Here is a 14,305-nt window from a genome sequence, read left to right on the forward strand (position 1 = left end):
TTAGCCGCGCGCGGCCTCGTGTGGCAAACTATCCCAACGCCTTGAGCGCCGCTGCGGCTGCTACGCGGTCGCCAAAGGCGGGGTCGGCGAGTGCCGCGCGGATTTGCGTCGCGGCTTCGGCGGTGCGGTCGAGATCGGCATAGGCCTGCCCCAAATGCCAGCGCAGATCGGCGCGGCCGGGCGCGATCGACGCCGCTTTTTCCAGCAATTGCAGCGCGGGTTCGCTCTTGCCCTGCTGGTACAGCGCCCAACCATAGGCATCGCTGGCGGCAGGGTTCATCGGGGCAAGCGCATAGGCCGCCTTGCCATAGATCGTGCCGGTATCAGCGTCTCCGGCCCCGGTATAGGCATAGGACAATTCGGCCAGCAGCGCGGTATCGCGGTCACCGATGCGCCCGCGCAGCTCCTCCAGCGTGTCGATCGCGGCATCCCAATCCTGCGCCGCGATTTGCCAATGGCCGATCAAGCGCCGTGCCGCGATATTTTGCGGGTTTTGCGACGCGAACAGCGCGAGCACCTTGCCCGCCTCGGCGTGCCGGTTGGCATGGTCGAGCGCATCGACCACGCGCAACAGGGTCGGTTCGTCAAAGCGCAGGTCGGCGGCATGGCGATAGGCGTCGGCGGCGTCGCCATAGCGGTTCACCGCCATCAACGTGTCGCCGAGCGCGAGATAGGCAGGCGGCGCACCCGGCGTCAGCCGCACCAGCGCCTGCGCTTGGCCAGCGCCGCGGCAGTATCGCCCGCCTCGATCAGCCCGCGGATCAGCGTGAGCTGCGCGACTGGTTCTGCGGGGGCAGCGCTGGCGGCGTCGTTCAGCGCCGACAAACCGTCATCGATGCCGAACGGCGCGGAGCCGACCGCGCTCGGCAGGGCCGAACGATCGAGATATTTCGCAGCCCAATCGCGCTCGCCCGTTTGTTCGAAGGCGCGCGCGACCAGAGCGAGTGTGTAGCTGTCGGCATCGGCGCGCAGCGCGACCGGGCGCAACACATCGAGCGCGCCTTGCGGATCGCCCGAGCGCAGCAAGGCTGCACCAAGCAGGCGGCGCGCGGTAATGTTGGTAGGCTGTTGCCCAACCAGCACACGCCAATCGTCGATCGCTTGCTGATAGGCCCCGGCTTTATAGGCGAGCGTCCCCGATAACAGCCGCGCGCCGGGCATCGCGTTCAATTGCCCGCCGGTGCGCGCAAGCAAGGTGCGGGCGAGATCGTCTTTACCCGCCCGTGCTGCCAGCACCGCCTGAAGATACAAGGCTTGCGGGCTGCCCGGCCGCGCGGCCAAGGCCTTGCGCGTCGCCGCCAGCATATCGGTATAGCGCCCGACATCGCCGAGTGTGGCGGCATATTCGATGAGCGCAGGATGATAATAAGCGTCATGCCCCAGCGCATTTTCAAACCACGGCAGTGCGGCGATCAAGCCATATTGGCCGCGCACCAATTCGCCGCGCAGCGTGATTGCCTCGACATTATCGGCATCGAGATCGACCGCGCGCTGTGCCGATTCGATCGCGCCCGCAATGTCCCCCGCTTGATATTTGATGCGCCCGAGGTCGGACCAGGCGAAGCTGTCCTTGGGCGCATCGGCGAGCAGGGTACTGAGCGCGGCTTGTGCGCCTGCGACATCGCCCTGCGCCGCCAGCGCGCGCGCGCCGATGCGGATGGCATAGCCGCTATAAGGCGCACCTGCCTTGGCGGCTTCGGTCAGCGCGCGGTTCGCGTCGCCCTGTAGCAACCACGCATGGGCGTAAAGCTGGTGCGCCCGGGCCGGATCGAACCCGGCGTCGCGCGCGCGGCCAAGCTCACCCTCTGCTGCCACCCCGTCGCCAATCGCCAGGAAGCTGCGCGCGAGCATCGCATGGGCCAGGCCCCAGCTTGGATCGGCCTTGATCGCGGCTTGGGCGTGGCTGCGCGCGGCGCTGTAATTGCCGGCCTTCAGCAAGCGCACGCTGAGCGCGAGTTCGGTGCGCGCGGTCGCGGCATCGGCATGGGCCGGGCCAGTCGCCGCGACCGCGATCAGTGCGGCGCTGGTTATCGCGGCGAGGGTGCCGATGGCGATCGAAAGGGATTTACGCATGGAGATCGTAGCTCTTTAGCAAATCGTACAGGGTCGGTCGGCTGACCCCTAGCAGCTTGGCGGTATTCGAAATGTTACCCTCGGCGCGGGCGAGTGCTTGCGCGATCGCCGAGCGATCGGCGCTTTCGCGCGCGGCGCGCAGGTTGAGCGGCAATTCGGCCCCCCCTTCCGCCAGATCGAGATCGGCGGCGGTCACGAGTTTGCCCTCGGCCATGATGACCGCGCGCTTCATGCGGTTTTCCAGCTCGCGGACATTGCCCGGCCAGCCCCAAGCGGCAATCGCGGCACGGGCATCGGGTGACAGGCCGGTAACGGCGGCGTGCATCGATTTGGCGTAGCTCTTCAGGAAATGCTGCGCCAGCAACACCGCGTCACCGCTACGTTCCGCCAACGACGGGATGCGAACGACGATTTCGGCGAGACGGTAATAAAGGTCTTCGCGAAAGCTGCCGGAGGCAACCATCGCATCGACGTCCTGATGCGTGGCGCAGACGATCCGGGTATCGACGGCAATCGCCTTGCGTCCGCCGATCCGCTCGATCGTGCGCTCCTGCAGGAAGCGGAGCAATTTCACTTGCAGCGGCAGCGGAACGTCGCCGATTTCGTCGAGGAACAGCGTGCCGCCCTGCGCTTGCTCGATCTTGCCTTCGGTGGTCTTGATCGCGCCGGTAAACGCGCCCTTCTCGTGCCCGAACAATTCGCTTTCCAGCAAGGTCTCGGGGATCGCGGCGCAATTGATCGCAACGAACGCGCCACTGCGGCGCGGGCTACTGTCATGAAGCCCGCGCGCGAGCAATTCCTTGCCGGTCCCGCTCGCGCCGAGCAGCATGACCGAGACATCGGCCCCGGCGACGCGTTCGATCGTGCGGGTGACCTTCAGCATTTCCGGGCTGGCGGTAATCATGCCGCCGAGCGCCGTGCCGGTCGCGCGCGTGGCGAGGCGGCGATTTTCGGTCTCCAGCGCATGGACGTGGAACGCGCGTGCGACGATCAGGCCGAGCGCATCGATATCGATCGGTTTGGCGTAAAAGTCCCATGCGCCATCGGCAATCGCTTGCAGCGCGCTTTCGCGTGCGCCGTGGCCGGAGGCGACGATTACCTTGGTATCGGGCTTCAACCGCAGGATTTCAGCGAGCGTGGCGAACCCTTCGCTCGTGCCGTCGGGGTCTGGCGGCAGGCCGAGGTCGAGCGTCACTACGGCAGGCTCGGCTGCGCGCACTGCATCGAGTGCGGTGGCGCGGTCGATCGCGGTCAGCACCTCATACCCTTCATACGCCCAGCGGAGCTGGCGCTGGAGGCCTAAATCGTCCTCGACGATCAGGAGCTTGGGCTTGTCGGTCATGCGGCTTGTTCCAGGGTGCGCGCGTGCGCAGTCGGCAATGTAATGCAAAAGCTGGTGCCGATGCCTTCGCGACTCTCGACTGCAACGCTGCCGCCCATCGCCTCGGCAAGTTGCTTCGCCTCGAACGCGCCGATGCCGAAGCCGCCGGGTTTGGTCGAGACGAACGGCTTGAACAACTGGTCGCGTACGAAAGCCGGGCTCATCCCGCTGCCCTGATCGATCACCGTCAGCGAAACCGCCATATCCGCGATGGCGAGCGCGATGGTGACGGGTTCGGTTGGCGGGCTCGCGTCGATTGCGTTCTGGACGAGGTGGCCGAGCAGTTGCTCGACACGTGCCGGATCGGCCTTGGCGAACAGGCCCTGTGGACCGACCACCACGACCGGATGCTGGACGCGCTTGCCGCGCGCGACGGTCTCGGCCAGCGGCAACAGCTCGACCGGGCGTAGCACCTCGGCGCGCGCGCGGTGCTGTTGGGAGAGCCGGGCGAGCAAGTCGTTCATGCGCGCGGCGGAGTCTTGCAAGGTGGCGACCATGTCGACGCGAAAGTCGGGATTGTCGGCGTGGCGTTCGGCATTGCGCGCGACCAGCGTCAACTGGCTGACCAGGTTCTTGATGTCATGCAGGATGAAGGCGAAGCGCCGGTTGAACTCGTCGAAGCGCTCGGATTCGGCCAGCGCCTCCTGCGCGCGGGCCTCCGCGAGATAACTTGCCACCTGCCGCCCGGCGATGCGCAGCAGATCAAAATCTTCCCAATCGAGCGCACGGTCGAGCGGCGGGCGTGCCAGCACGATCGCCCCCTGCAAACGATCGAGATGGATCAGCGGCACCACAGCCCAGGCATCGCAGTCGATCATCCAGATCGGGATGCTTGCGGCTTCGATCGGGTCGGCGGTTTCGCTGCGCACGGTATCCAGCTCGATGATCCGGCCACTACCGGACAGGTGGGCGACCAATCGCGCATCGGCAGCACCCGTGGCGGCGTCCCAGCGCCATCCGGCTCCAATACCAAGACCATCGCCTTCGGGCACCAGCAGCAGACCTGCGGGGGAATCGGTCAGGTCGGCGACGGCCTTGACGATACGCTGGTCAAGTGGGGCTGCCCCATCGGGCTTGCCAAGCGTGTCGGTAAAACGCGTCCATTCCGTCCGATAATCATAGCGGTGGCGGAAGAAGTGCTTGGACACCTTTACCTTGGCCCAAGCGCGCAACCATGGGGAAGAGAGGATCGTCAGCCCCGCCGCAGTCGACCCGAACACGAAGGCGGTTTGCCACAGTCGGGCATTGTCGCCGCTGATGCTGGCGATCGCGCTGGTCGCCAGCAGCATACCCGCCGTGTAAAGCAGCATGACGGCAAAGGTGAGCGTCTGCCAGGCGACGGTGCGGGAGAGTTGCAGGGTCCAGTCGCCATTGCGCTGCACCGCGATCGCAAACATCGGAGCCGCCAGCACCATGACGATGCCCCGCGCTGCGATCAGACCGGCATACCATGCGCTGAATGCATAAGCGGCGGCACAGAGGAGCAGGTCGATGCTCCACATTGCCGCAAGCGCGAGGACTGCCAGGCGGATGCCGCCGCGTGCCTGTGGCGTTACCGCCGAATAGAGATGGTGAAGCAGCAGCATGGCACCGATCGCGATCATCATCCGCCACACCGCCCGGACCGCAGCGACTTGCGAAACCGTCTCCGCGCCAATCGCGGGTTCGATCACCGTCAGCGTCGCGCCGGCCAGCACAAGCACCGCGACAAGACCGTAGATGACCGAAATCGCGTGGTGTTCCGGGCCCGTGCCGCCGCGCCGGACCAGCGCGTACATGAAGCCGAGCCACGCGAGATTGCGCGCCGCTTCGGCCAGGCGTGTGACGACGTCGGTCGTGTCGATCCCTGCGACCGCCAGTGCCCACAAGGCGGTGCTGCCCAGCGCGATCACGAAGGTCAGCCGCGGCAGCGCCGTGCCCACATCGTGCAGCCGTGACAGCGCGACGCCCGCAAACAGCAAGGCGGCCAGCGCGTGGCTCCACAGGATAAGGGTGGCGAGTGCGGTCACGGGGATCAGCGCGCGCCTTCGGGCCACAAGACGACGCGCACCGTCTGCAGCAGAATCAGCAAGTCGAGAAAGGGCGAATAATTCTTGGCGTAATACAGGTCATATTCGAGTTTCTGGCGGGAATCCTCGATCGACGCGCCGTAAGGATAGTTGATCTGCGCCCAGCCGGTAATGCCCGGCTTCACCATATGGCGCTCGGCATAATAGGGAATTTGCTGTTCGAGATCCTCGACGAATTGTGGCCGTTCAGGGCGTGGCCCGACGAAACTCATCTCGCCCTTGAGCACCGACCAGGTCTGCGGAAGCTCATCGATGCGCAGCTTGCGGATGATGCGCCCAATGCGGGTGATTCTTGGATCGTCTTTCTCGGCCCACACCGCTTGGCCCGCGACCTCGGCATCCTGCCGCATCGAGCGCAATTTCACGCAATCGAATCCGACGCTGTACAGGCCGACACGCCGCTGACGATAGAATGCAGGGCCTTTGCTCTCGATCTTGATGGCGATGGCGGTGATGAGAATCAGGGGGAGGGTCAACGTCAGCAAAAGAACGCTGGCGACGATATCGAAGATCCGCTTGAACATGCTGGACAGCATCCGCCCTGACGAAAATCCGTCGGAAAAGATCAGCCAACTCGGGTTGACGCTCTGCAGGTCGACACGGCCCGTTTCGCGTTCGAGGAAGGTCGAGATTTCGTTGACGTGCACACCAGTAGTTTTGATCCGCAGCAGATCCTTGAGGGGCAGCGCGTTGCGGCGTTCCTCCAGCGCCAGCACCACTTCGCTTGCGTTGAGCAGGACGACATGGTCGGCGAGGTTATAGATTGCGTCGCGTGCGATCGCCTCGGGGATGACCCGCGCCGACTCGCTCATTGACACATAGCCGACCACCGCGAAGCCCGCGCCTGGTGCCTGCGCCAAGGCCTTTAGTCGAGCCGCCCGTGCCCCTGCGCCGAGCACGACAACGCGACGCTTAAACACTTGTCCGCCCAGCGTTTTCCCCAGCAGGATACGCAGGGCGATCAACAAGAGCGCCGCCACCGCCATACCGTATAGCAGGTTCGATCGCCAGAAGGTGGCTGCGGGCACGATGAAGTAGATGACACTCAGGAAGATCACGCCGAGCGAAATCGCGACCAGCAGCCGCGCCGTCGCATAGCGCAGCGATTGCAACGCGCCCGCGCCATACACGCCGACCGCGATCATCGCGATTTCCAACGATCCTGCAAAGGTCAGCAATTGCGGGATCCGCATATGGATCGGCGTGACCGGCAGCGCGGCCTGGCGCATGCGCAGCGAATAGCCGAGCTCACCCGCAACGACGAGCAGGATGAGATCGAACAACCCCAGCAACAGCACCGCGTTGGGAATATAATGCTTGAACAGCCTGATCATTGACGTCGTACCTCGCCCGCCTTCCCGATGACGGTGTAAACAAATCCGACATCGGCACGCTGCTGTCGCAGAAATTGACAAAGAAAGGTTGAACAGAATGGATCGGGCTTGATCCAAGGCAGTTACCAACGGCCGAAAACCCCGCTAGGGCGCTTTCATCAGGAGGACCCAATATGCCGCAGACCATACCGATCGTGCCCGTCATACTCTCCGGCGGATCGGGAACACGACTATGGCCCATGTCTACGCCTGGCATGCCGAAACAGATGCTTTCCTTGACTGCCGATGAGACGATGCTGCAGTTGACGGCTCGGCGCGCGCAGGGCGAGCGGTTCACCGCACCGATTGTCGTCGCCAATGAGCGTCATGCCGATATGGTGGAAGCGCAGCTTGAGGCCGTTGGGGCAACGGCGCAGGCACTGATCCTGGAGCCGGTCGGACGCAACACCGCCCCCGCCATTGCGCTGGCGGCGATTGCCGCCGGGAGTGGGGCTGCGCCGCTGCTGGTGATGCCATCCGACCATGTCATTGCCGATGTCGCTGCGTTCCATGCCACGATCCACGCTGCGTTACCCCTGGTCGAAGACGGCTGGCTCGTCACCTTCGGGATCGATCCGCATGCGCCCGAGACAGGCTATGGCTGGATTCGCATTGGCGAGGAGATTTCGGGCGGCGTGCACCGGGTCGCGAAATTCGTCGAAAAGCCGCCGCTCGACGTTGCCGAGGCGATGCTGGCGGCTGGCGACCACGCCTGGAACGGCGGCATCTTCCTGTTCGCGCGGATGCGTATCTCGCGGCGCTGGCGATTCACGCGCCGGGCATCCTCGCGGCATCGCAGCGTGCGATGGATGGAGCGCGCACGGAGGGCAGTCGCCTTTACCCCGCACCGGATGCCTTCGCGGCAGCCCCGTCGGACTCGATCGACTATGCCGTGATGGAAAAGGCTGACCGCGTTGCGGTCGTCCCTGTATCGATGGGTTGGAGCGACCTTGGCAGTTGGGATGCCCTCCATGAAATCAGCGATCGCGACCAGGACGGCAACGTCCATGCCAGTCGCGAAGGCGGCGAAGTGATCGCGATCGATACCGCCAATTGCCTGGTGCGGAGCGATGGCGCGCGCATCGCGATGGTCGGCGTGCAGGATTTGATCGTGGTCGCCAGCGGCAAGGATATCCTGATTCTGCCGCGTGGTCGGAGCCAGGAAGTGAAGGCACTGATCGAGGCGATGAAGCGCTGAACAGGCCGGGGGGCAGCTGATGGATGGATTGACGATTCACGATTATCGCGACGATCTGGCGCAGGCGTTCCACGACATCAACGCGCAGTGGATCTCCGCCATGTACCGGATCGAGCAGACCGACCGCGACGTGCTCGAAAACCCGCGCGCGCGGATCATCGATCGCGGCGGCGACATTCTGTTCGTCGAAGCGGCCGGGCTGGGCATTGTCGGGGCCTGCGCGCTGCAGAAAACGGGCGAGCACCAGTTCGAACTCACCAAGATGGGGGTGCTCGAGTCGGCGCGTGGCCGCAAGGCGGGGGAATTCCTGCTGCACGCGGTCATCGCGCGCGCCCGCGCGCTCGGGGCGGAGCGGCTCTATCTGCTCAGCAACAGCAAAAGCGCCGCTGCCATCCATCTCTACGAAAAGCTCGGTTTCGTCCATGATACGGGGATCATGGACGAATTCGGCGCGCGCTATGAACGGTGCAACGTCGCGATGCTGTACCCGCTGGATTAGCCGATCAAGGCCTCGGCCTGATCGAGCGTTTCCTTGAACGTCGCGATCACCGCGCGATACGGCGCGGGGCTGGCCATATCGAGACCGGCGCGTTGGAGAATTTCGGTCGGATAGGCCGACCCGCCCGCCTTCAGCACGGTCAGATAGGTGTCGCGCTCCTTCTGTCCACCGGTCAGGATGGCGTGCGCGAAATAGGATGCCGCCGAAATGCAGGTGGCATATTGGTAGACGTAGAAGCTGTTGTAGAAATGCGGGATATAGGCCCATTCGACGGCATAAGCCGGGTCGATGGTCACCTTGGGCCCGTGATAGCGCTTGAGCAGATCGAGATAGAGCGCCGTGAAGCGCTCGCCCGATAGGCCTTCGCCGGCTTCGGCCTTGTCATGCACGGCGAGTTCGAATTCGGCGAACATCGTCTGGCGGAAGAAGGTGCCGCGAATGCTCTCCAACTGCTGGCCGAGGTAGAACAGTTTCTCCTGCTTGGTCTTGGCCTTCGCCACCATATAGGCAGCGAGCAGCATTTCGTTGCAGGTCGAGGCGATCTCCGCGAGGAAAATCGGGTAATCCGATTTCTCATAGACTTGCGTTTTGTTCGACAGCAGCGAGTGCATCGCATGGCCCCATTCGTGCGCGAAGGTGGTCATGCCCTCATAGTTTTCGCCCAGATTGAGCAGCAGATAGGGGTGCACGTCATAGGCACCGGGGTTCATATACGCGCCCGATTTCTTGCCTGGACGGGGCAGGGGATCCATCCATTTTTTCGCAGTGGCGGTGCCGAGGAGCGCGACATAATCGGGCCCGAGCGGCTTGACCGCCTCCAGCACGGTCGTGCGCATTTCGGGGATGGTGACCTTGCGGTCGAGCGACACCAGCGGCGGGTAGATATCGTAATAGGCCATGTCGGGCAGGCCGAGCAGCTTCCGCCGCAGTTCGAAATAGCGATGCAGTTGCGGCAGACCAGCGTTCGCCTCGGTCACCAGCGTGCGATACACGCCTTCGGGGATGTTGTTGCCCGACAGTGATGCCGCGAGCGCGGTTGGGTATTTGCGCGCCTTGGCCCGGAAAATGTCGGCTTTGACATGGCTGAGATAGGCGGCCCCGAGCGAACTCTTGAAGTGCCCATATTCGCCCCAGAAGGTGTCGAACACCGCCTTGCGATCGGCGCGCGCGGGCGCGTCGCGGTTCAAGGTATAGGCCTGGTCGTCGAGGCGGACCTGTTTGCCGGTCGACAGGGTGATCGTCGGCCAGGGAATATCCGACCCGACGAGCTGCTCGCGGATCGTGCCCGGCCCCGAAAGCGGTGCCCCCGCGCCTGCAAGCAGAATTTCGCCCTCGGGGGACAGCGTGTGCGGGGCTTGCCGCAGCGTGTCGGCTAGAAAGAAATCGAACCGCGTCGCGAGAGTCCGGTTCGCCGCGATGAAGCCGTCGATTTTGGCTTTGCCGAGCGTGAGAATCTCGGGTGCCATCCACGACGTCGCTTCGCCAAACGCGGTGAACATGTCGCCGACCAAAGCGAGCTTTTCCTGATTGGCGGAAATGCGGAGATCCGCGTCGCTCTTCAGCCCGGCATAGGTATAGACGCGCGCCGCCTCCCGCGAGAGATCGGACTGCGCCACCAAAGCGGCGGCGAGCACCTCCGCGCTGGTGCCGAGCCTCCCCTTATAACTGGCCAGACCCGGGATCTTGGCGAGCACGCTCTTGCGGGCGGCATCCCACGCGGCATCGTCGGGATAGATTTCGGTGAGGTCCCATTGTGCCGCATCGGCCGGGGCCGATCGATCCTGCGCCCATACGGGCAAAGCGGTGACAAGCGCCGCCAGAGCGGTCGCGGCCAGCGCGTCGCGGCGGGAGAGATCGGTCATGATGGTGGTTCCCCTGGCAGGCGTAATGGCGACATTCTGTCGCATCACGCCCGCCGTGGGAAGGGCCGACTTAGAACGCCAGTTGCACGCCGACGCGGAAGGTCTGGCGGTAATGTTCGTTCTCGATCAACTGGGTCTTGATCGCTTGGTAGCGACGCCACGGGGAGTCGAGCAGATTGCTGGCTTCGGCGAACAGCGTGTATTGTTTCACCGGCGAATAAGCGATCCGCGCGTCGAGCGAGTTGTTCTCGGCGGTATATTGGTCGGTCGCCGCCGATCCGCCCAGCGTATCGAGATAGGCCGAGCGATAGGTATAGGCCAAACGGCCGGTGAGGCCGTATTTCTCGTAGAAGAGCTGGGCGGTGCCGGTATATTTCGATTGCAGGAAGTTCGGCACGTTGCCCGCGCGATTGGGCACGCCGGTGGCCGAACCGTCGGTATAGGTGAAATTGCCCGACACGCCGAACCCCGACAGCGCGCCCGGCAGGAACAGCAACTGCGCCTGCAGGTTCGCTTCGACGCCGTAGAGTTTGGCGCTGCGCGCATTGATCGGTTGGGTGACCAGCGCATTGGTCAGAACGGTGCCGCCAAAGGTGCCCGATTGTGTCTGGCCGGCCGTGAAAATCGGATCGTCGAGATGTTTGTAGAAGGCCGCGACCGACAGGATGCCCTGGCCTTTCAGATAATATTCGGCCGAGAAGTCCCCTGCGACCGCCTTGTACGGCTTGAGGTTGGGATTGCCGAGCGTGACCGTGTTTCCGACCGGATCGAGGTTTTGATACGGGGCGAGATCGGCATAGTTCGGTCGACCGATCGCCGTTGTCGCGGCGGCACGCAGCACCAGGCGCTGGGTGGCGTCGAAGCGCACGTTCAGGTCGGGGAAGACATCGGTATACTTCTTTGTGTTGGTGACATTGAAATCCTGCGTCGCGGTCGACGCCGCAGTGAAGGACTTGCCGCTGTAGCGCCCGTCCGTATGTTCGACGCGGACGCCGGGGATGATGGTGACCGATCCCAGCTTGGCGGTGGCCATCACATAGCCGGCATAGACTTTCTCGCTCAGATCGTAATCGTTGATCAGCGAGTTGGCGAGGCTGGCGGCGGCGTCCAGCGTGCGCGCAGCCGGATTGGTCACAGTATAATAGGTCTGCGCAAGATCGTAGTTGATACGCGGACCGAACAGGTAACGACCATTATAGACCGAGCTGCCATCGTCATAGGAAGCGCCGGTGCTGGCGAGCGTGCTGCCGCTGAGATTATATTGTTGGAAATCGCGATTGTTGGTCTTGTCGGTCTGCTGATATTTGCCGCCGACCTTCAGCGTAAAGGCGTCGCCGGTGCCGAGCGGCACCGTCAGGTCGACGCGACCCTGGTACAGGTTTTCGGCAGCGCGGCGGCGATCGTAATTGACGCGGTAGCCCGAATAGAGCGCCGGATTGTACGGTGTGCCGTTGGCGGTGTTGACCTTGAACAGCGTGTCGCTGAGGTCGAGCGACAGGCCGGTCAACGCGGTACTGCCGGTGCGGAACGAGAATTCGGAACGCAGCGGATCCTTCTTCAGCGCCTTGCTGTACGTCCCCTCAACCTGCAGTTCGGCGGTGCCGAAGTGGAAGTTGCCGCCAAGCTCGCCGGTAAAGGTGGAGTCATCTTCGTTGCGCAGACGCAGGAAGCGCGTGCCGCGCGCGCTGAAGGTGCCGCCATTGGCGATGTTGGCGTTGGCGTTCGTGGCGTTGGTCAAAGCGGTGTTATAGGCTGCGATCTGCGCCGGGGTGGCGGTCGCCGAAGGCGGTGTCGGCGGTGCAACGACGGGAATTTCGATGCGCGACTGGTCGCGGGTTTCATGGTCCTTGAAGGTCGAATAGAGCGTGCGCAGGTACAGGCTGACATCCGAGTTTGGCCGCCAGTCGAAATTGCCGACCAGGCCATAGCGCTCGCGCGTCAGGTTATAGTCGCGTAGGCGGAAGTCGTCGGGCAAGGCCTTGCTTGAACCCGGATAATCGCTGCGCCAGTTGGACGAGCCTTGCAGATTTTCGGATTCGATCGGGCGCTTCGAATAATTGCCCGACAATACCACGCCGAAGGTCTTGTCCGCGCCGAAACGCGAGCCGACGGTCAGATCGCCTTCATAAGGGCTGCGACCGTTGAGGTTGCTATAGCCATTGGCGATGCGCGCATTGGCGAAGGCCCCCTTGCGATCGAAAGCGGTAAGCGTGTCGATGTCGACCTGACCGGCAATGGCGTTGGCATCGCGATCGGCAGTGAGCGATTTCACCACCGTGACCGAGCCGATCAACGAGGAGGGAATATCGTCGAGCTTGACCTGGCGGCCCTCCGGTTCTGGGGCGGGTGCGGTCTGGCCGTTGATGGTGACGTTGGCGAGGTTGGGGTTGGCACCCCGGATGATGACATAGCGGCCTTCGCCCTGGTCGTTGGCGACCGAAATGCCGGGTAGGCGGCGCACCGCTTCGGCGACATTCTGGTCGGGCAGCTTGCCGACGTCGTTGGCGTTGAGCGTATCCTGGATGAAGTTGGACGTCCGCTTCGCCTGGAGCGCACGGCGTTCGGCCGCGCGCTGGCCGGTCACGACGATGTCCCCACCGCTTTCATTGCCTGGCGGAACATCGAGCTTGAAGTCGACGATCTGCGGGGTATCGCTCGACGTCGCGCTGCGGGTCGTGGTGGGATAGCCGACATAGGTGAAGGTCAGCTGGACGGGGCCGGCGGGAAGATCATGGATCACGAACATGCCGTCATTGTCCGATACGGCGGTGCGGCCGCCGACCGAGACCGAAGCGCCCGGCAGCGACGCGCCGGTTGCCGGGTCAACGACGCGACCCGCGACATCCGCGGCAAAGGCGGGCATGGCGGTGGAGCCGAGCAATGCGGCACACAAGCCTGCCTTGGACGCAACAGAGCGCGCCCGGACACGTCCGAACATGATGATTTCCCCCATCGAAAGGCACGTTGGGGTTCCCCAACTTTGCCGTTTGCGCGGCGCTACGCCGCTTTCATGACGAGTTCGTGACGAGCGGAGCGATATGAACAAATTGAGTATGTCCCGTTGTGTCGTTTCCATGCGGGAACAAAAATGCTCGCACGGGCGTCGTGCCGCTAAGGCAACAACTAAGGAAAAACGTCGAACATGCGTCGGACACATGCTCTCAGCGGATTGGGCTCGATCGCTCTTATGCTTGCGCCCGTCGCGGCGCAGGCAGCCGGACCGCAGGATGACAGCGTCGGCAAGGCGGTTACCCAGCCGCTGCGCGACGTGCGGATTGCGGACAAGAAGATCCCGCCGATCCTGCAATTGGCGGCATCGGCCCCCTATTCCTCGCAGAATACGCGCTCCTGCGCCGCGATTGCGGGCGAGGTGCGGCGGCTCAATGCCGCCTTGGGGACCGATGTGGATGTGCCGGGCCAACCCAAGGGCGAAGGGTCCGCGCTCGCTGCGGTCGCCGCGCGAACTGCGGTTAATACGCTGATTCCGGGCCTGGGCATCGTGCGTGTCATCACCGGGGCGGACAAGCAGCAGCGTCGCGTCGAGGCGGCCGTCTATGCCGGATCGACACGCCGTGCCTATCTCAAGGGCATCGGGCTGGCGCGCGGGTGCAAGGTTCCTGCGGCACCGACCGCCGCAGCCGTGGCGGACCGGCCGGAACTGCCCTGATTTGTCTGCGGACTGACTGAGCCGCGCAAAAAAAGGGCCGGGGTGCGAACCCCGGCCCTTTTCTCTTGGTCCAGCCTGGGCCGGGAGGTTTGGATCGGCCCCGGCAAAGCCATGGCCTTTCGTCGGGCGGGTTCGACGGCATTGCCGCCGACCCTCCGCCCGTCCTCGGGGCGAGACCGTGGC

The 14,305-nt window shown here is 64.0% G+C and carries 9 protein-coding genes and 1 pseudogene; 3 read left to right on the forward strand and 7 right to left on the reverse strand.

Translation table 11 applies throughout. From position 1 onward, the window contains the following. Positions 1-28 precede the first annotated feature (28 nt). The 5 genes from NW75_RS25780 to NW75_RS03140 are packed head-to-tail and all read right to left on the reverse strand — an operon-like array spanning position 29 to position 6,857. Positions 29-703: a tetratricopeptide repeat protein gene (locus NW75_RS25780; protein WP_231564915.1), complete on the reverse strand. Its 675-nt coding sequence runs from the start codon at positions 701-703 to the stop codon at positions 29-31. Beyond that, positions 694-2,073, reverse strand: coding sequence for a tetratricopeptide repeat protein (locus tag NW75_RS03125; RefSeq protein WP_231564916.1), 1,380 nt, complete (start codon positions 2,071-2,073; stop codon positions 694-696). Before NW75_RS03125 ends, NW75_RS25780 begins: the two co-directional genes overlap by 10 nt. Then, a complete protein-coding gene (gene prsR, locus NW75_RS03130) occupies positions 2,066-3,415 on the reverse strand; it encodes a PEP-CTERM-box response regulator transcription factor (protein ID WP_033963690.1) in 1,350 nt (449 codons plus the stop codon). The genes NW75_RS03125 and prsR overlap by 8 nt, the downstream gene beginning before the upstream one ends. After that, positions 3,412-5,463, reverse strand: a complete 2,052-nt coding sequence (prsK, locus tag NW75_RS03135) for an XrtA/PEP-CTERM system histidine kinase PrsK (protein ID WP_033963753.1) — start codon at positions 5,461-5,463, stop codon at positions 3,412-3,414. The genes prsR and prsK overlap by 4 nt, the downstream gene beginning before the upstream one ends. 5 nt (positions 5,464-5,468) lie before the next feature. Beyond that, complete coding sequence (locus NW75_RS03140) at positions 5,469-6,857, reverse strand: TIGR03013 family XrtA/PEP-CTERM system glycosyltransferase (RefSeq protein WP_033963692.1); 1,389 nt, start codon at positions 6,855-6,857, stop codon at positions 5,469-5,471. Positions 6,858-7,096: 239 nt separating this feature from the next. On the opposite strand from NW75_RS03140, the pseudogene NW75_RS03145 reads away from it, so the two are divergent. Together NW75_RS03145 and NW75_RS03150 are read left to right on the forward strand one after the other, a co-directional pair. Continuing rightward, positions 7,097-8,094: pseudogene (locus tag NW75_RS03145) on the forward strand (mannose-1-phosphate guanylyltransferase). 19 nt (positions 8,095-8,113) lie between these two features. Next, entirely contained in the window at positions 8,114-8,593 is a 480-nt protein-coding gene (locus NW75_RS03150) for a GNAT family N-acetyltransferase (protein WP_171010560.1), read from the forward strand. Here the strand turns inward: NW75_RS03150 and pepF are convergent. After that, positions 8,590-10,455 (reverse strand): oligoendopeptidase F, encoded by a 1,866-nt coding sequence (pepF, locus tag NW75_RS03155; RefSeq protein WP_052192109.1) that lies wholly within the window; start codon positions 10,453-10,455, stop codon positions 8,590-8,592. The two genes, NW75_RS03150 and pepF, sit on opposite strands and share 4 nt — an antisense overlap. 70 nt (positions 10,456-10,525) lie before the next feature. Next, on the reverse strand, positions 10,526-13,393 hold the full coding sequence (locus tag NW75_RS03160; RefSeq protein WP_033963757.1) for a TonB-dependent receptor: 2,868 nt from the start codon (positions 13,391-13,393) through the stop codon (positions 10,526-10,528). Between the two features lie 249 nt (positions 13,394-13,642). On the opposite strand from NW75_RS03160, the gene NW75_RS03165 reads away from it, so the two are divergent. Beyond that, the gene (locus NW75_RS03165) at positions 13,643-14,122 is read left to right on the forward strand and encodes a hypothetical protein (protein WP_033963694.1); all 480 of its coding nucleotides are present in this window, start codon (positions 13,643-13,645) and stop codon (positions 14,120-14,122) included. Positions 14,123-14,305: the final 183 nt, after the last annotated feature.

The organism is Sphingomonas sp. Ant H11, assembly GCF_000797515.1.
Classification (GTDB): Bacteria; Pseudomonadota; Alphaproteobacteria; order Sphingomonadales; family Sphingomonadaceae; genus Sphingomonas.